14 protein-coding genes and 1 tRNA gene are annotated in these 19,487 nt (G+C 37.3%); 1 reads left to right on the forward strand and 14 read right to left on the reverse strand.

Annotated features, from left to right (window positions below):
- Positions 1-173: 173 nt before the first annotated feature.
- The 14 genes from H6571_04075 to H6571_04140 form a co-directional block, all read right to left on the reverse strand.
- Positions 174-1,787, reverse strand: coding sequence for a hypothetical protein (locus H6571_04075; protein ID MCB9322900.1), 1,614 nt, complete (start codon positions 1,785-1,787; stop codon positions 174-176).
- A gap of 292 nt (positions 1,788-2,079) precedes the next feature.
- Complete coding sequence (locus H6571_04080) at positions 2,080-3,225, reverse strand: hypothetical protein (protein MCB9322901.1); 1,146 nt, start codon at positions 3,223-3,225, stop codon at positions 2,080-2,082.
- Positions 3,226-3,360: 135 nt separating this feature from the next.
- Positions 3,361-3,705 carry a hypothetical protein gene (locus H6571_04085; GenBank protein ID MCB9322902.1) on the reverse strand — a complete coding sequence of 115 codons (345 nt, stop codon included), beginning with the start codon at positions 3,703-3,705 and terminating at the stop codon, positions 3,361-3,363.
- Between the two features lie 184 nt (positions 3,706-3,889).
- Positions 3,890-4,621 (reverse strand): restriction endonuclease subunit S, encoded by a 732-nt coding sequence (locus H6571_04090; GenBank protein ID MCB9322903.1) that lies wholly within the window; start codon positions 4,619-4,621, stop codon positions 3,890-3,892.
- A 436-nt stretch (positions 4,622-5,057) separates the two neighbouring features.
- The gene (locus H6571_04095) at positions 5,058-6,560 is read right to left on the reverse strand and encodes an N-6 DNA methylase (GenBank protein ID MCB9322904.1); all 1,503 of its coding nucleotides are present in this window, start codon (positions 6,558-6,560) and stop codon (positions 5,058-5,060) included.
- Position 6,561: 1 nt separating this feature from the next.
- Positions 6,562-8,340, reverse strand: coding sequence for an ATP-binding protein (locus H6571_04100; GenBank protein MCB9322905.1), 1,779 nt, complete (start codon positions 8,338-8,340; stop codon positions 6,562-6,564).
- A complete protein-coding gene (locus tag H6571_04105; protein ID MCB9322906.1) occupies positions 8,341-10,662 on the reverse strand; it encodes a DEAD/DEAH box helicase family protein in 2,322 nt (773 codons plus the stop codon).
- Positions 10,659-10,853, reverse strand: a complete 195-nt coding sequence (locus H6571_04110; GenBank protein MCB9322907.1) for a helix-turn-helix transcriptional regulator — start codon at positions 10,851-10,853, stop codon at positions 10,659-10,661. The genes H6571_04105 and H6571_04110 overlap by 4 nt, the downstream gene beginning before the upstream one ends.
- A gap of 352 nt (positions 10,854-11,205) precedes the next feature.
- Positions 11,206-11,970 (reverse strand): hypothetical protein, encoded by a 765-nt coding sequence (locus H6571_04115; GenBank protein ID MCB9322908.1) that lies wholly within the window; start codon positions 11,968-11,970, stop codon positions 11,206-11,208.
- A 69-nt stretch (positions 11,971-12,039) separates the two neighbouring features.
- Positions 12,040-13,215: a tyrosine-type recombinase/integrase gene (locus H6571_04120; GenBank protein MCB9322909.1), complete on the reverse strand. Its 1,176-nt coding sequence runs from the start codon at positions 13,213-13,215 to the stop codon at positions 12,040-12,042.
- A gap of 188 nt (positions 13,216-13,403) precedes the next feature.
- Positions 13,404-13,479 (reverse strand) — tRNA-Lys (locus H6571_04125).
- 316 nt (positions 13,480-13,795) lie between these two features.
- On the reverse strand, positions 13,796-14,872 hold the full coding sequence (gene dinB, locus H6571_04130) for a DNA polymerase IV (GenBank protein ID MCB9322910.1): 1,077 nt from the start codon (positions 14,870-14,872) through the stop codon (positions 13,796-13,798).
- A gap of 273 nt (positions 14,873-15,145) precedes the next feature.
- Positions 15,146-15,541, reverse strand: a complete 396-nt coding sequence (locus tag H6571_04135; GenBank protein ID MCB9322911.1) for a hypothetical protein — start codon at positions 15,539-15,541, stop codon at positions 15,146-15,148.
- Between the two features lie 263 nt (positions 15,542-15,804).
- Positions 15,805-16,185, reverse strand: coding sequence for an STAS domain-containing protein (locus tag H6571_04140; protein MCB9322912.1), 381 nt, complete (start codon positions 16,183-16,185; stop codon positions 15,805-15,807).
- Positions 16,186-16,884: 699 nt separating this feature from the next.
- On the opposite strand from H6571_04140, the gene H6571_04145 reads away from it, so the two are divergent.
- A complete protein-coding gene (locus H6571_04145) occupies positions 16,885-19,437 on the forward strand; it encodes an ATP-dependent Clp protease ATP-binding subunit (GenBank protein ID MCB9322913.1) in 2,553 nt (850 codons plus the stop codon).
- Positions 19,438-19,487 lie beyond the last annotated feature (50 nt).

The raw sequence follows: 19,487 nt of genomic DNA on the forward strand, positions 1-19,487 counted from the left end.
CCATGGCCCCCTATTTTAAAACTTACACACTTTACTGGATACTACCTTTCAATAATTCCATCACCTTTCCTTTGATCCATATTGTTTTGATTTAAGTCTTCTTAAGATTATCCTCTTCAACTAATTTGGCTCCCACCCCATTCTCTTCCATCTTCCGCAAAAAACTTTCAAGATCATACCCAATCTTTGTAAGCTCCCGATCTATAAAATTCCTTAATTGATTCAAGTGTTTTGATACGACTCTGTCCTTCTCTAATAGATAATAGAATTTCCCCTCCTTCAAGTACCTCTTTAATTCGTCTGTGCATTCTTGATGATCCTTCACTATTTCTGTTCTCAGCTGCTTCAACAATTTGTCCTCCAAGGCTTTCAAATTCTCGTCTAGTTTGTTCCTCAAGGTTTTGATATTCGATTTCGATTCCTCTGATTTTTGGATCAAATTCTTCTCGAATTTCATTCTCAAGGATTCTATATTCTTCTGGTAGCTGATTCGTTTTTTGATCAATATCGATTGTTTCGATTCTTGTAGCTTCAGAAGCGCTTTGTATTGCTTCTTTATTCCTGTCAAAGTCTTGCTTAATTCTTTCCTCTTCCCTTCTAATGTTTCTAATTCTTTCGTCAAAACTGGTTGGATCTTCTCCCAGTTCTGCAAGGTATTTTTCAATTCTTTCAATTTCTGATTGGCACTCTGGTTGATAGTTTTCTTGTGTTGTTTCAATAGCTTCTCTCTTTCGATGATATCTTTGGCCCAATTCTGCAACTCGTTTTCGAAACTTTCGCTCCGAATCTTCAAGTCTTTCCACTTCCCGTTTAAATTCGTCTTCCTCTGGTTTAAACCGCTTCTCCACTGCTCTGTAATGGTCTCCTTGTAGTTTATACAACCGTTTGCGACTTCTTTCTGTATTGTTCTCAATTCGCTGTGTTTCTCCTCCAATATATTGTTTTGAGAATCTAAATTGTTCTGAGTCCAGACACTTTCTAATTCCGCGTATAAGGTTATTAATTTGCGAACTTCGGCACGAGTAAGATTCGGCTGCTTTAAGAAGTCTTCTTTGGAATTCATCAGTTGGTAGTATTCCTTCCTGATTTCCTTGGGGAATTTGTAAATAAGCGGTAGTTTCTTGCTCATAATTATATACCCATTTAGTTCTATGGGTTCGGAAAAAACAATTTTCTATTTCTTCAGGAGAGTCCTTAGGTATGGTTACTTGAATGGTATCTATTCCTAACCTTTTTATTTTTGATAATTTTTCTGAATCGATCTTATGGGTAGCAACAATTTCTATTAACAAAATCGGGGTACCTTCTTTATCATAAAAGGAAACATCCGGTTGGATTAGCAAAAACTTTTCTTTTTCTGATTCAAAATCCACGTTTTGACCGAAACAAATTTCACCGGATTCATTTTCATAAAACTGTCGTTCAATTTTCACTTGGTCAGCTTCAATTGTCCATGAGTCTCGTATTTTACGAGGTCTTCCTTCAACACCGGCAGGTGGAAACTTATATAAGGCGGGGACTTTGATTGTCTTAATCCTCTGGAGTATTTCCTTTGCTAACTTATGTCTATACGTTTCATCAGAGTAGGTACATTGTCGCACTATTGAAACATCGGTAGGGACATGGGCAAAATAATAGGCTCTTTTATCCCCTTTACGGGCCTCCATTTCCGCCTGACAGCCAATACAATAATATCCTTTTCGACCCCGCTCAACTAGAGAAACGTGTTTCGGCTCTCCTTTTTCATTCAGAGCGTAAACGTTATTGTTATGGTATTCAGTTTTCATTGAATTTGTCTTAAAATAATAACCCAGGGTTATTTAATAAATCAATGCGTGACAAATTACAAAAAAAGAAATACATTAAAAAAGAAGATAAAGATTTTTGATGCAATAAAAAGCTAATCTAAATAAAGGAGGCTTTTATTCAAGCATTATTAGTCGCATGGTAAGGACCCGTAGTGATTTTTTTCAACCACACAGGCAATTGTAGCTTATTTGATTTTGGCACTTGTGATCGCAGCGGGGGTGAGTATAGGGATTGCAGTGAGTAATCGGGTCTTGTAATAGGTGAAATCTACTATTCACTAAACTCTTTCAGCATAATTGCTTTAAGTAATTCCTTTACCAAATATAAAGAATCCCAGTGATTAACTTGTAATACATGTCCATGGTCAGTAGTTGGACTTAGTTGGGGAATATATTCGCCTACACACAAGTTATTTGCTGAAAAGTATTTTCCCGTATGCAAATATTTAGACCTTTTATCATACTCTTTCTTTATTTGTCTTCTTAAATTTTCAGATCCACTCATTTCGAATATTAAATCAGCTACTCTTTTTGATATTTTGTACATAGGTTGTCTACATTTTTCACATTTTTCATTTTTCCCATTAGTACTTGCCATAACTTCAAAACAAGACATATATAATGAATGGGCTGCCTCTTTAAAATTTATTGAAAAGCTGTTGAAACCATATCTTTCAATTCTTAATCCATCTCGAAAAAGTCTTGCCATTTTATAAATTTTATCATCAGAATTTTCTGGTTTTATTTTTGCCACTTTTTCAAGTATTTTAATTAAACCTTCATCAAGTTCTAAGACTTTATATTTAACAAAGTTTGGATCGGTATTAATCAACTCTTCTGGGGTTGCAAGAGAAAAATATCTATCACTAAATTGATGTCTTGAATCAAAAGGTATATTGTAGAATAGAGAAATGATATCTACCATACTTTCAAAAATAAATTTATTGAAAGTAAAAATATCTTCTATATCAAACCCTTCCCCGTCAAAAGAAATAGTATTAGAATAATCCTCTTTATTCAATGAAATTTCAAAATTTTTAGCTGTAATCGGTTTAATATAATGAGTAGTGGATTCAAATAAATATGTTATTTTAATTTGGTTAAGTTTATTTTGATAACCATTTAAAGCTTCATGAACACAATATTTAATAATATCTGAAAGTTGGGCAGGAATGTCATTAAAAATCAATGATTTGATAGTTCCCTTTTTTCCATATTTACATGTAACTCCAATAGTATGATCAGAAATTGTCAGTAAGCCTAAAGCAATTTTTTGTTTATTTCCATTTTTTGCCGGAGTTGCAGTAAACCTTGATTTGAATGGTCTTAAAACAGAAAAAAATTTCCGTAGAAACAAGTTGGAACCCTCATTATCGTTTAATCCTATCTTTATTTCTAATTCCGTATTGGGATTCAAATTCTAAATTTTTATGATATTATAAAAAAATCAATTTGCTAGCAATAGATTGTAATGGCATCGTATTTGATTTTCGCCCTTGTAATCGCTTTGGGTGCCAGCTTAGGTATTGGGGTGAGTAATCGGTTCTTGTGATCAGTTAATCCGGGGATCAATATCACCAGATTGCTCAAACATCACGGTTTCATCCAGGTATTCTATGACCGTCCTATTCTGCCGGAACTCAGACATAAATGATTTAGCGAGATCCTCAATTTCATTTTTTAACTGACTTACAGGCAAGGGGAACTTGGGATAATTAATAAAACTCAATTTCAAATGTGGTTCAACCTGACCACTTAAAACAATCTTACATTCAGATACGGAAGCACTCAAATAGATGCCTTTATTTTTTATCAGATCTTCCTGATAATATTGAATAAACCGGATTATTTGAGGCTGATTTATTTTAACCTGGTCATAACCAGACTCCAATCCAATGGTGATCGTTGCCAAAAAGAGTTTATGGATTTTTTTATCATTGTGTTTATCTGGAGTTTGTAACGAGCATTGTTTCTTTTTACAGATCTTCTAGATTGTCTTTTAATTCTTGAAAAATTACGAGGCGCGAACCGTGGCTATTACTGGATCGAAGCTGGAAGCTTAAACCATCGAAGTCTTCATTCTATAGTTCTCCTTTAAATGCTTGATCTAGTAAACTACTTTTTAAAGCCTTGAGATTTTCTAGTTTTTGATTCAATTCAAGAGTAATGTTTGTATGAAGTGAATAGAATTTTTCAATCCGTTCAACAACCTTTTCTTGAATTTCAATAGGAGGCAAGACCATCATTCTACTTTCTATGTAGCCCTTTGTAATGTGGATCATCCCAACACCTCTTCCGTTTTCTTCCTTTATTTTGTCTGTATCTCTTTCTAAAAGGTAATACATGTACTTCCTTGAAACTTTATCCGAAGTTGGCACCATTTTCCAAATGTGGTAATGGTAAATTGATTTTTCGCCATCCCAAATTTTAGGACCAAAGGATGCAGACCAGGCATAGAGTAAATCACCTTTTTCGCAGTATTTCGATTCATCAAGTTCCATGTCAGAATAATACCAACCTCTATTTGAAAAGAAGTTTCCAACTCTTAATATTGGATATTTACCAGAATCAAACATTTCAGTTTGCTTATAAGCTCTACCATTAATGACTCTTACAATTTCAGCTAGAGGTTTGCTAGTGTATTTCAATTCCAATTTTCCAAATTCCTCGTCTAGCACACTATTGATTAGTGCTTGAGAATGGCTAATATTCTCTACCAAAAGAATAATTGCTTTCTCTATATTTTTAAAAAGATCGTCTAATTTTGAAACAATTCTTTTTTGATCTGTTATTAGAGGAAATGGGATTTCAATCTCTTTTAAAACATTGGAATTTACACCTGATTGGCCTATCCATTTTTTACAAATGCGAGCAAAATAGCCATCAAGCCACAATTTATTTAAATAGTACACAGCGTATCCAGGAAGGATTTTGTCTTGATCGAACTTGATTTTAGTCAAGTGATTACTATATGCGTAATTAAAGTTTTCTTTAACTAAAGCGGTCTTTCCAACTAATTCTGTGGAGTTAGTATTATTAAAAAGTACATCACCTGCTTTTAGTGTAGATTTTTTAGGATCTACTTTTTTAGGATCTATCTTAATAAATAGGTCCGTATTCAGATTACCGGACGTATCAATATTATGAGTTCTCAGATGCACGTAACCATTAGCAACCTCAAAACTTTTATTACATGCGAAACCAGAACTTACATTAGTTGAAAGTTGTCTGATTGTTTTTGATTTCCAACTATCCATCAATTAAAATTTCAATTTGGTTCATTAAATCGTTTATCTGAAGATCATTTTGCTTTATTGATTTAAGCAATTTTTTTGGAGATAAGTGTTCAATTTCGATCACTTTATGAGGGTTTTTTGCACTTATATCAAAATCTTCTATATCGTCTACAGAAATAGTCCAGTCATAACACTCTTCACCTGTTTTGGCATTGGTGTGATTTCGTCTCTCTGGATGTTTAAAAAGATCTACAAATTCTTTTATATGCTCATATGCAATTGGTTTGTTCTTAGTCAGTTTGTAAGGTGGAGTTACATCATAGTACCAAATTTTTGAAGTAGATCCCTTTCTATCAAAAAACAATATATTAGTCTTTACACCGCTGTATGGAAGAAATACGCCACTTGGTAAACTAACAATAGTATGGACGTTAAATCCTTCTAACAAATCTTGTTTTACCTTACTAAATGCACCAGTAGTTTGAAACAAAACACCTTCTGGAATTATGATAGAAGCACGACCTTCCAGTTTTAGCATTTTCATAAAATGTTGAAGAAAAAGCAGTTCAGTTGCATTTGCTTCTACAGGAAAGTTCTGTTGAATTTGTTTTTTCTCTTTTCCACCAAAAGGAGGATTGGCTAAAATTACATTGTGTCTATCTTTCTCTTGAAAATCACGAATGTTCTGAGTCAAGGTATTTCCTTTATAAACATTGGGGCTTTCAATGCCATGTAATATCATATTCATCATTCCCATTACATAACCTAATGAAGTTTTTTCTTGGCCATAAAAGGTTTTTGTTTGAATTTTTTCCCAGTCAGATGCTGAATATTTTGCCTTCTTATCATCTGTTGTCATATATTCAAAAGCTTCTACCAAAAATCCTGCACTACCTACTGCTCCGTCATAAATGGTTTCACCCACTTTAGGATCAACAGCTTCGACCATTGCCTTAATGATTGCTCTAGGAGTATAAAACTCTCCTGAATTTCCACCATCAGACCCCATGCCTTTAAGAAGGTTTTCATAAATCTGAGAAAGTTCAAACAGCTCATCAGAGCTTTGGAAATCTAATGCATCAATGATGTCTAAAACCTCTCGCAAAGTATGGCCACTAGCAATACGGTTATCCAAGTACTCAAAAATGGCACCTATCTTATATTTAATCGATTGAGGATCGCTGACATTATTCTTAAACCCTTTTAGATAAGGGAAGAATGTAATGTTAACGAATTCTATTAAGTCGCTACCTGTTAGTGCTCGCTTAACATCTAATTTACCGTTATCATCTTTTGGACAAGCCCAAGATGCCCATCTTAAATCTTTACGAATAACATATTCATATTCTTTACCTTCTAATATTGATTCATCGGCTTTGTTTTCTTCGAAATCATTCAAGAATTTCAAGAACAAAATCCAAGAAATTTGTTCGGTGTAGTGCATAGCTCCGCTAATACCATCATCTCTTCGAAGGATGTCTGTAATTCGGTCTATTTTATTTTGTATTTCGCTCATCTTATATTTTTCCTTTTATGAAATTGTAAATGTTTACAATGTCATTTGATATTTCGTTTTCTGGTATTTCAGCAATAATTGCCGATAGTTTATTATAATCAACTCCGCTTTCGTCAGTCGGCACAAATGCTAAACCGTCCTTGAGATACAAAGGTTGAAGCATTGTTTTTACGTCCAAATTCCGAACGTCATCATTATCCCCAGGATTACCCTCTTGCAATTGATTGACTGGGGCTATGTTTTGATTTATTTCTTCCAGCTTTCCATGTGCAGAAAGCATTGTATGACTCAAAAGGTAATTTTCAATTTCTCTTCTTTTCCAACTCATTAAGTAAGCGTACTTATTTCCTTTTAATTGAATCCTCTTTCTTCTCCCTGTTGCTTCTGAATCTGTTACCAGGCCATTGTCTAGTACATCATTCACTGATAAGTTGTCTCGGTCGCATATTAGAAAAATAGACTTGGTAAAGGGTTCTTTGTGATGTTTCTTAAAAGAATCCACCCAATCAAGTTTAGAATTACCAAACCTATCTGCATAACTATTGAAGCCTGCACTGCATTTTATGTAGTGAATTTGTTGCATTATATTAAGATCAAAGTCTGCAACCTTCTTTTTGCAAAGCTCAAGGAAAATAAACCAGTCAAAATAGTCTTCAACTAAAGCTAGGTATTTGACCTTACCAGCTATTGATAATTTATAATTCCCCCCCGCAGATAAAGACTCTAATCGATCAAGAATTTGATTAGCAACCGTCTCTTCTTCAATTTTTCCGGCTTGTACCAGTTTTATGTTAGAGAACTCATTAAGGATAATGGAATCAGCGGAGTGTGTTGTTGTAATTACCTTACCATCTATTGTTCCAAATACATTCCAAAGCTTTTGAATATTTCGATAATATAAATGAGAGTCAACTTCATCTAATAAAAACAAAGTGTTTTCTGAATCAAACAGATCCACTAAAGAATAGATTGCAAGCAGTTGGTGTTCGCCATCGCTCAACTGATTTAATTCTAAATCTCCTTTAAAGTACAAACCGCATTCATCTATAAAAATGAACTGATTATAAAGAGAAGCCCAAGCTAAAAATGAGAATATCTTATTAGTGTCTGTACCTAAAACAAGTGCAGCATCTTTTGCATTGAACCATTTCCAAGCTTTTACAATTCTGGAATCATCAGCCTCAAAGTCGAAATCACTTGAATGAATTTTTTCTGTTAGTTTAGTTAAGAACTGATGGAAGAAGGTTTTTCGAATAGACTTTTGCTCGTATTCAAAGTCTTCAGCTTCTAAAGCAATTGCACGGACAATTTTATGATTATAAGCTCTACGAACTCTAAAAGGAAAACCAATTTTTGTGGAAATGTCAACTCCATCAGCATTTGTGTCTATTAAATCCTTTGATTTAAGATATTCAATAGTCTTACCATCTCTCTTAAGTGCAGTTGCAAAAAATATTAAGAATCTCACCCATCCTTTATCAAAGTAGAATGCGTTTATTGCGTTTTCAAACTTCTCTTCGTCATCGGAATTGTTTACTACGAATCTTTGTTTTCGTCTGATACTATTTTGAAAAATAGAGGAGAATGATTCATTGTTACCAGAAGAGAACGTAATTAGTCTTGTGTCCTCCTGATTATCTTCAAGGTGGTCAGTAAAAATACTTTCTAAAATGGCAGATTTACCACAACCATTTTCACCTACAAAAGTCATGACACTACTGTCCAGAGTGAGTGTCTGAGGAAATTGGTGAATCTTATTTTTTGATATAGTTAATTCCATTTATGAGGCTCTATATATGTTTTCTTGAAGTTTATAATATGCTACAAGTAAAGTTTTCATGTCTCCGAAAATGACTTTTGCGTCTTTCGGTGTTCCTAATTTAAGTTTTACTAAATCGCCAAGCTTGTCTCTTTGTAGTTCTTCAATTCCGAATTTTTCATAGTGGTTTAGAACATATTCCAAAAATTCTCGCGCTTTCAAATTCTGATAAACAGAGAAGAACTCATCATCATTTCGTACCGAAAAAGCACGGTCTTTTCTTGTCATTAAATCAGAACTAAAAGAAATGTGAGATAGCACATCAAAGATGTCGCAATCTGGAGTGGCGATCATATTACGCAATGCGTCCAACTGTTCTTTGTCAAAACCAAGTTCACCTAATTGCACAAGTAGATCTTTTCTTGTGTCTGGATTAGCCCAAATTTTTCTTAATTGTGCTTCATCTTTATAGATTACAGGAAGTTCTCCAACTAGCTTTTCTAAAAACTCTCTAGCTGTTAAAGGTTTGCCATTTTCGTCAATGTAACGAGTGTCAATGTCAATTATTTTAAGTTTTCTTCCGTTACTTAATTCGATAATCAATTTTTCTTTGTTCTCTCCGTATTCTCCTTCAGTGTCTTCAACGATTGGAAGTTTTGGTTTCCTTGATTTTGTTTCTTTGGTGCCAGCGCCATTCTCATCTGTTTCTACTTCGTCTTCGGGAATTCCATCCCATTGGGCATCATAGAATAGGTCAGTAGCACCAACAAAATCTATTATTGTAAAGAAATCCTTTCCGTCATAAACTCTAGTTCCTCTACCAATTATTTGTTTGAATTCAACCATTGAACCAATTGGCGCAGTAAGAACTATGTTTCGGACGTTTCGTGCATCAACTCCCGTTGTTAACATTTTGGAGGAAGTTAGTATCACAGGAATGTCTTTGTCATTATCCTGAAAAGATTCCAAAAAGGTTCTGCCAATTTTACCTTCATCTGAAGTTACACGAACACAATAGTTGGAATCAGTAACTGTCTTGTGTTTATTAATCATATCTCTCAACTCTAAAGCATGATCTTGATTAACACAGAAAACAATAGTTTTTTCCATTGCTCCAATATTGTTTAAAATGGCTTGAGCAATAAGTTCAGTTCTCTGAATAATAGTTATGCTTTTGTTGAAGTCTTTTAATTCGTACCGGTCTTTTTTGACCTCACCTTGTATTACTTTACTGTCGTTTGTGTGGATGTATTCGTCAATATTGGTTTTAACTCTTTTCAATTTGTATGGAGTCAAAAAACCGTCAGAAATGCCATCTTTTAATGAGTATTCATAAATCGGCTTTCCAAAGTATTTGTAGGTGTCGACATTATCTTCACGTTTTGGTGTAGCTGTCAAACCTAAATGAACTGCTGGTTTGAAATGATCTAGAATCGCTCTCCAAGACCCTTCTTCATTTGCACTACCTCTATGACATTCATCAATAACGATTAAATCAAAAAAATCAGAAGGATATTTTGAGTAGTATCCGCCAATATTTTCTCGCTCTGCAATTGCCTGATAGATTGCGAAAAAGATAAATGCGTTTGTTGGTACAACACCATTTCTGCTTTTAACTTCTTCACCATCTATTTTAACCACATCATTTTCATAGGGGTTAAAAGTATTTATGGCTTGATCCGCTAGTACATTTCTATCAGCTAAAAATAAAACTCTTGGTCGTCTATCTTCTCCATCCAAATTCCATTTTGCCTGAAGTAATTTGTGAACTATTTGAAATGAAATAAATGTTTTGCCAGTCCCTGTAGCAAGAGTTAATAGGATTCTTTTGCCTCCATCTGCAATACTTTCTATTACCTTGTTTACTGCAATTTCTTGATAATATCGAGGACGCATTGTACCGGTAAGGTAAAAAGGAATACCATGCAATTTCTCTTTTAGTTCGAGGTTCTTGCCGTACAATCTGTTGTAAAGAGAAGTTGGAGTTGGGAATTCATCAATATATTCTCCAGAACCTTTTTGCCTATCGAATTCATAAATTCGCTTACCATTAGTGGCATAGACGAAATTGATTCTTAATTTTTCGGCATAATCTAAAGCTTGTTGAAGTCCTTTAGTAGGATGGTCATCAATCTTTTTTGCCTCAATGATTGCCAGATTAGTATTGTTAAATTTCAATAGATAATCTAAAAAGAGTCTTTTTCCTCTTTTGTTTCCAATTAGTTTTCGCCCATCAGTGAAATAATATTCACGTTCGATATTATCCGAAGTCCAATCACTTTCAATAAGTTTTGGATCAATGTAATTTGCTCTAGTATCTGCTTCGGATATATTTCTTCTCATGATTCTGAGTTAGTTAATAAGTCCTTAGCATTTACATTCAATATTTCTGCAATCTTGTATAAATCTTCTATACTTGGTTGTCTTCGGTTCTGCACATATGCGTTCACCATATTGTAACTCTTCCCAAGTTTCTCTGCCAGCCAAATCTGTTTGATCCCTCTGTCTGCAAGTACTTCCTTAATTCGATTCATTGCTATCAAATAATTTCGGCCTAAAATACAATTATATCTTAAATAATGAGATATTAAATCAAAGTTATATTGGGTAGGCGGTAGAGATTGGGCTCTATTTCAAAGCTTGACTTGAGGGCTGAGGTGAGTGGCATGGTTTGACTGATATCTAATTGTGAATGGTTATAGCTTTGACCAGAATATGGCAGTAAGGCCTGCAGACTGGATTATTGGAAAATTTTCAACTTGGACCTTCGGAATAATATTTTGCCTTTAATCGAAAATCTATAGTCTATTTCCCCTCTGCTTCCGGTAATGCTTCGTTCAACAAAGTCCGAAATCACGGTTGCACCAGTGACTTCAGCCTTTAATATTACCGCCAGGCTTTTTTTATTTTTTCTATTTCTTTTCTTGCTCTTTTTGAAATTTCATTCTCAAATCTATCAGGCCACGGATTTTTTTTTGTTCTTTTCATAAGAATTCCAGGATGCGGCAAACACATCACATTTCTTGTTTCGCCATTAATTTCCTTGGTCTTTATCGAGCCGTCCATGTATTCTTTGGCTATTTTATCTGATAAACCGAAAACCATTTTTGTGACCTCCATTCCGAGAAGAATTATCACACTTGGCTGACATATCTTAATTTCCTCCTCAAGCCAAATCAGGCTTTTCCCTGCATATTCCTCAAATTTTGAACGGTTTTCCTCAATGTCTTTTGTCCCAAGTTCTTTATATTTATTAATATGCCCATCTTTGAAAAGGAAAACTTTGACCATATTTGTTATCCAGCAATCTTTCCTTTCTAAGCCTATTCGTTGGAGTATTACTTCGTTTAGTTCTTTTCCTGAAGGAATTGATCTTACTCTCGAACCATCAAAATATAATTCATTTGAAAATGGTGAATCATTACTTGCTAAGGGTACATCAGTTTTTCCTTCAATTGTAAAAAACTTTGCTGATGGATATGCCCCAACAATCATAGCTTTATTTGTTTCCGTCTCTATTGGCACAAGAACATTTATCAGGGTTCCGTGAAGATACCTGTATTCAATTGGGTAACCAATACTTGGTTTATAATTCTTGAAACAGTTTTTTTGATATTTCTGGATTCGTCTTTGGTTTTGGTCTTCTGTCATTTTTATTTTTTTATGCTTGGCGGTAACATTGGTTTATATACGCTATAAATATTCCAATATCATGACAATCTAATTAAAAAACTCCAAATCCTTAGCCACCAAAGCCGAATCCAACCCCGAAGCCCTCAAATAAATCCTCAAAGTTCGTATATCCGTCCACCCGCCAAGGTCGCCAATGATTTTGATATTTACATTCTGCAAAGCCAGATTTGTGGCAGCACTGCGCCTGGCGGTGTGTGTCGTAACAAATTTCCATTTGGGGGCGCTTTGATCCCCTTGTTTGGTAATTTGATCAATCTTGGCCATGGCACAGATGGTCTTTATATCTCTGTTACTCTGTGGGTTGCTCCCGCTGTCCAAATCAAAATTTCTTCTTTGAAGGATCTCCCATACCTCTGTTTTTACCGGAATAATACATTCACATTCCGTTTTTTCCTGTTTATACTTGATATAATTACGGCCTGATTTTTTAAAGAAGTTTTCTGCTTTAATTTTCCTGGAATCTTCATAACGCATTAAGAAATAATAACTGACCAGGAAGCGGTCACGTTCCCGGTCAAGTCCCGGATCAAAGGAAAGGTCTAAGGCACTTATCGCCTGTATTTCATCCTCAGTTAAATAGATTTTATTGGAAGTCTTTCCCCGGTGCCTTTTAAATAACCGGCTTTTATAGGTATCATTTTTATGGAGGCCAAGATCCTCCGCATTCCGCATAACCGTTTTAATGATCTTTATGTGCTTTCCGAATCCAACTATCCCACAATTGCAGTCTTCATGGAGGAATTGCTGAAAATCCTTGTAAAAATTCATATCAATATCCTTAAAAAAGAGATCCTTTAATTTCCTGGAATCCCGATACTGATTAATGCGGGTTATTAAGGAGGTATAATTTCTGGCTGTGGTGGGTCTAAGGCTCGTGAATCCGTTTTTTATTTCATCCCGCTGGGTCACAAGGAAATCAATAAAACTTTCCTTCTTCACTTTCTCAATCGTTCTGAGATTTTCTCCGGAATTCATTAAATGATCCAAAATCCGTTTTTTCTCCTCCCCTATTGCTGCATTTATGCGCATATGATTAGGGTGATTTCTTTTTACTTCGCCTTTTATATCATCGAATTCTGAGGGCAAAACATGAAATTTCGTCTTGAAGTATTTCTTATCGCCTTCAAAACCGACGTAGATTTTAATATTGCAGGTACCGTCCTTCCGGGGTTTATAAGTCCATAACATTGCATGTGCTCTCATAGATTTACAATGAAAAGTTAGAAATTTTCAAAAAAGTTGGAAGGAAGTTAGAAAAAACCAATCAAATAACCACAAATACAGGCAAAAAAACACAAATGAGAGGGAATAAGAATAGATAGGTAAGTCCCTGATAATCAATAAAAAAAGCCCTTATGTATTGAAACACAAGGGCTTACGATATTTGTTGTTGGTGATCCCGCTGGGGCTCGAACCCAGGACCCCTTGATTAAAAGTCAAGTGCTCTACCGACTGAGCTACGGAATCTTTCGGTGTGCCTTTTTTCAAAAGCGATGCAAATATACGGCCATTTTCAAAAAAACCAAGTCAGATGAAATTATTTTTTCCTAAAGGTCATTTTTTTTTGTTTTTATATCGCAAATTCACCCGGATTCTCTTTTAACACGGCTTTGGTGTAAATAGTTTCCGGGGCCCTGGTTGCGGGTTACTGGTTTATTTGCATGGATAATTATTATTTATTCGCCAAATCTAATTATTCATTTTTTATCAAAAGTTCTGTATCTGCCATCTAATACCCAAACGAGCAACCAGAAACGAGCAACCAGCAACCAGAAACAAGCCCCTAATCCTCAAATTCAAAACTCAACTGTATTCCCTCCCCTACGTGTTCCTTCTCGAGGTTGGAAACGGTAAGGCCGAGAAGACGTACTTTTTCAAACCCTTCCAGGCAACTTTCGAGCAACTCAATGCCTACTGCCTCTATCTGTTCCAAATCCCGAACCTCGCTGTTGAAGGAACGACTGCGGGTAATGGTCTTAAAATCCTCATTGCGCACCTTAATGCTGATGGTACGGCCGAAATTGTCCGTCTTTTTCATGTAATCGAACACGATACCGGCGAGTTTTTTGAGCTTTTCTTTTTTTTCAGCGGTACTGGATATGTCTTCAGAATAAGTGCGCTCTGCTCCTATCGACTTCCTGATACGATTGGGATTTACGGGACGATTGTCCTGTGCACGTACGATTTTATAATAATGCCGGCCAGCCTTGCCAAAACGGTGTACCAGGTCTATTTCAGAACATTTTTTCAAGTCGGCTCCATTAAACACCCCCATGTTTTTCATCCTCTCGGCCGTCACCTTTCCGATCCCATGAAATTTATGGATGGGCAATTGATCGAGAAAAGCTTCGGCTTCTTCCGGCAGGATGACCTTCAATCCGTCCGGTTTATTAATATCAGAGGCAATTTTTGCCAGGAACTTATTAAAAGAAACCCCGGCCGAGGCGGTCAACTGAGTGGTCAATCGGATCTTCTCCCTTATTTCCATAGCTATTTTGATGGCAGAGCCTATCCCTTTCTTGTTTTCGGTCACATCAAGGTAAGCTTCATCAATGGAAAGGGGCTCCACAAGATCCGTATATTCATGAAAGATCTCCCTTACCTGGGCCGACACCTCGCGATAAACATCAAAACGGTGTTTTACAAATATAAGGTTGGGACACAAGCGAACAGCTTTGGCGGAGGCCATAGCGGAGCGAACCCCAAAAACCCGGGCTTCATAACTCGCCGCGGCAATCACTCCTCGTGAACCGCTCCCACCGACCACCACAGGTTTGCCTTTCAGCGAGGGATTGTCACGCTGCTCAACGGAAGCAAAAAAGGCGTCCATATCGATATGTATGATCTTACGGTCAGTCATGGGAAGTAAAATTACGAAAATGATCCGGAGATTGTTGGTTGGTGATTGAAGATTGTTGATTGGGAAGTGGGTTTGGGTGCGGGTGCGGGTTTGTTTAAACGCAAAGCACGCGGAGAAGGCGCGGAGGGCGCAAAGGAAGCATCCTCAAACCCAAACCACCTTAAACAATTTTGAAACCACCCCGACCTACGTCACGGGATTTCACTACGTTCAACCTGGAACCGCTTGAACAATTTGAACTCATGGAACAATTTGAACAAATTAAAAAACCGTTTAGAAGATCGAAATGTCTTTACTACGAATCTCGATCTCTGTTTCGATAAGGGTGCGGAGGTGGTCTGTAAAACGATAAGTGGTGAACCTTCGCTGGAACCGATAAAGGATCATGGCGGAAAGCCCTGCGAACAACGGGATGAAAAACAAGAAAACATACCCGAAAAACAGGTGGTCGGTCATAAAGGAGTAAATGGCGGTGGACAGACAGATCACGACAATAAAACCGGTAGAGACCAGCATTCTTCTCAGGAAGAAGACTTTTTCCGTCTGATCATCCAGTTGGTGGAGAAAACTATACAATTCATGCGTTTCAAAATAATCAGGACCGAATTCAAGCAGGAGTGCCAACTCATCATTAACCTCCTCCTCGATGCGAAGAAGATACCTATCCAAATGATCCGTTTTTTTAATTAATTGCATAAATAATAATACCCTTTCCTTGTTCTAAAAACGAAAATACAAAAAAAAATTCTTGCCTGCAAGACCACGTCTGCAACAGGCAAGAATTTTTTCCGGGGCCAGGCCTCCGTTTTCCGTTTACAAAAGAGCACTGAATCCGACAGTATCCTGGATAAATGACATGCTAAAAATTAATCCTCTCCCTGACAAAAACCCCAAACAACATCTTCCGGAGGTCCGAATCAAAAGAGAACCGGTTAATACTCTTCCTCAGAATTGAGTTCGTTTTCAATTTCCTGCATCATGATCAGGTCTATTCCATCAGCAACTGTATCCACTATGGTCAGGACAGAGTCCAACCTGGAAATAGTGATCAATTTCTTAACGGAAGGATGATCGATACCGGTAACGATAAAATTTCCCAATTCCTTCCACAAACGGTTGGCGGTCAAAATAGCGCTCAGTCCGGAAGAATCAACGAATTTTACCTCTGAGAGGTTGAAAATCAAATTGCGCACTCCTTCGTTAGACAAGATGACGAATTCGGATTTCAAATCCGGCGCCAACAGTGAATTGAGGTTTTCTTCCTCCAGACGAAAAGCCGTATATTTATCTTTTTTATCTATAGTAAACTTCATGTATCAATTATTATTAACCAATAGAATGGATGCCAGGTAATTTGTATCCAATCTTTTGTTTTTGCCTCACAAATGTATCAAATTTAATAGTAGTAAACACAAATATTTCCAAAAATATTGTTCCGTAATTTTTTTTTGGTAACCTTGTGCCGATCCATGATCCTAATAAGTAGGTGAACGGATTGATTCAGATCGTTTTTTTATCGGATTTCTTGCAGTAAAAAAACGACTGAGGTCAGGATACACTTTTGGCGTTAAAGAAATTTCAGGGGGAACACGGTCTTTTGTGCCATGAGTATAAAATTTTGCGCTATTGGATCTTCTGCTTTATGAATAACAGACAGCTATTGGATTCCCTTAGGCATAATGAGTCCAGGGAACATTAATCTGGTTGGAAAAATTCTTGTTATTTCAGGGATCATTTAATCAACCTAAAAAATCTTCCGAACCTTTTGATGACAAATTCTTAATGGATATTCGCAACAAAATTTACAACCAAATGTTATAATTCAATCTGCTTTTTTTAGCCCTGTAAATCCATATTGTTTTGAAAAAAATACCGGATTTGTCATTAAAACCGGAAAAAAAGGCAGGATTGGCATACTGGCACGATTTTTATTAATTTTTATTCCCGCATACTTGATTTAAAGGCATTTTATTAAGATTATTGCGTTTAAGAACTTGATGAATCAAATTAAGATGAATAATAAAAAATTTTCACCAAAGGTAAAACAGGTTATTTCCAAAAGCCGCGATGAAGCATTGCGTCTCGGATATGACTTTATAGGTACAGAGCATTTGTTGCTGGGTATCGTTTCAGATAACAAAAGTCTGGCTATTCGGGTATTACAGTCACTCGAGGTAAATCCGACGGAACTCAGGCAGGTTATCGAAGAATCCATTCAACGGCTCCATACCTCCATTGCCAACCTGAACGTTGGTAATCTTCCTTTCAACAGACAGGCAGAAAGAGCATTAAAAGTCACTTTCCTGGAAGCCAAGCTTTTAAGAAGTGAAGAAATTGATACAGAACACCTGCTGCTTTCCATTCTCAAAAACAAAGAGAATCCTGCCGCTAAAATTCTGGAACAGTTCAATGTCGATTACCAGACCTACAAGGACGAGCTGGAATATGTGAAGCAGGAGCTCGATGGGGACGACCGCATCGATCCATTTGCCCAGGCTTCCGACGGAGACGAGCCCTTTGAGGATGATGACAACCCTTCAAAAGGTTACCAACAGAGCCGTAAATCACCCGTTAAATCCCGCACCCCTGTACTCGATAATTTCGGTCGTGACATTACCCGACTGGCAGAAGAGGATAAACTTGACCCGATCATTGGTCGTGAGACAGAGATCGAGCGCGTTTCGCAAATTCTCAGTCGCAGGAAGAAGAACAATCCGATACTTATTGGAGAACCCGGTGTGGGTAAAACCGCCATCGTGGAAGGGCTTGCACTTCGCATCATCCAGAAAAAAGTTTCGCGAACTCTTTTTAATAAGAGACTGGTCATGCTGGACCTCGCGGCTCTGGTAGCAGGCACCAAATACAGGGGGCAGTTCGAGGAGCGGATGAAAGCCATTATGACAGAACTGGAAAAATCCAGGGATGTTATTTTATTCATCGACGAGATTCATACTATTGTTGGCGCAGGAGGAGCCACCGGTTCGTTGGATGCCTCCAATATTTTCAAACCAGCGCTGGCAAGAGGTGAGCTTCAATGTATTGGAGCTTCTACCCTTGACGAATACAGACAGCATATCGAAAAGGACGGGGCGCTGGATAGACGTTTCCAAAAGGTTATGGTAGATCCGCCGTCGGCAGATGAAACCATCCACATCCTGCACAATATCAAAGCCAAATACGAGGAATTTCATAATGTGAGCTACAGCGACGAGTCTATCAAAGCTTGCGTTCACCTCAGTGACCGATATATTTCCGATCGTTTCCTGCCGGATAAGGCGATTGACATCCTGGACGAAGTTGGTGCACGTGTGCATTTGAAAAACATATTCGTTCCGGTTCATATCGAAGAACTGGAAAAGGAAATAGAAGAACTCAAAGAGTTGAAAAACCAGGCCGTTAAAAGCCAGCAATACGAAAAGGCAGCCGATCTGCGCGACAAGGAATCAAAACTCGTCCGCAAACTGGAATTTGCCAAAGTTCAATGGGAAGAAGAGGCCAAAACCAAACGCTACCCTGTTGATGAAGAAGATATTGCTGAAGTAGTGGCCATGATGACGGGCATCCCTGTGAGCAGAGTGGCACAGAAAGAAAGCAAGAAACTCATTGAGATGACCAAAGACATGCAAAGTGTCATCATCGGTCAGGATGAAGCGATCACCAAGATCACCAAAGCCATCCAAAGAAATCGGGTTGGTTTGAAAGATCCTACCAAACCTATTGGTTCCTTTATTTTTCTCGGACCAACAGGTGTGGGTAAAACAGAGCTGGCCAAGGCACTTGCCCGTTACCTTTTCGACAGTGAAGATGCCCTGATTCGAATAGACATGAGCGAGTACATGGAGAAATTTTCTGTCAGCCGACTGATCGGAGCGCCTCCGGGATATGTCGGTTACGAAGAAGGAGGCCAACTTACCGAGCGGGTAAGACGCAAGCCTTATTCTGTGATATTGCTGGATGAAATTGAAAAGGCACACCCTGATGTATTTAACATCTTGTTGCAGGTGTTTGATGACGGACAACTGACCGACGGGCTCGGACGCAAAGTCGATTTTAAAAATACCCTTGTGATCATGACCTCGAACATAGGTGTTCGGCAATTGAAGGATTTTGGACAGGGAGTAGGATTTGCGACCAAATCGCGTTTGGAAGCTACAGAGGACTATTCCAAAGGAGTAATCCAAACGGCTCTGAAAAGGACCTTCTCTCCTGAATTTTTGAACAGGATCGACGATATTGTCATTTTCAACAGCCTTGGAGAAGATGAAATCTTCAAGATCATCGACATTGCCCTCAAGGATCTTTATAAGCGTCTTGCTGGAATGGGATACGAACTTTCCCTTACTGAAACCGCTAAAAAGTTTGTTGCGGAAAAAGGATTTGATCCTCAATTCGGTGCTCGCCCACTCCACCGGGCCATTCAAAAATACATTGAAGACCCGCTTGCTGAGTTTATTCTCAATGAGCGCCCGGAGGAAGGAGCCAAATTAAAAGCAGTACTCAACAAAGCCGGTGATGGTTTAAATATTACACTCGCAAAAAAAACCAACACCAAAGTTGAAAAATAATTAATATTACCTTAGCTTAGCACAGCTGTTTGATCACGCTTGGTTGAACA

The sequence above is a fragment of the Lewinellaceae bacterium genome (assembly GCA_020636105.1).
GTDB lineage: Bacteria > Bacteroidota > Bacteroidia > Chitinophagales > Saprospiraceae > BCD1.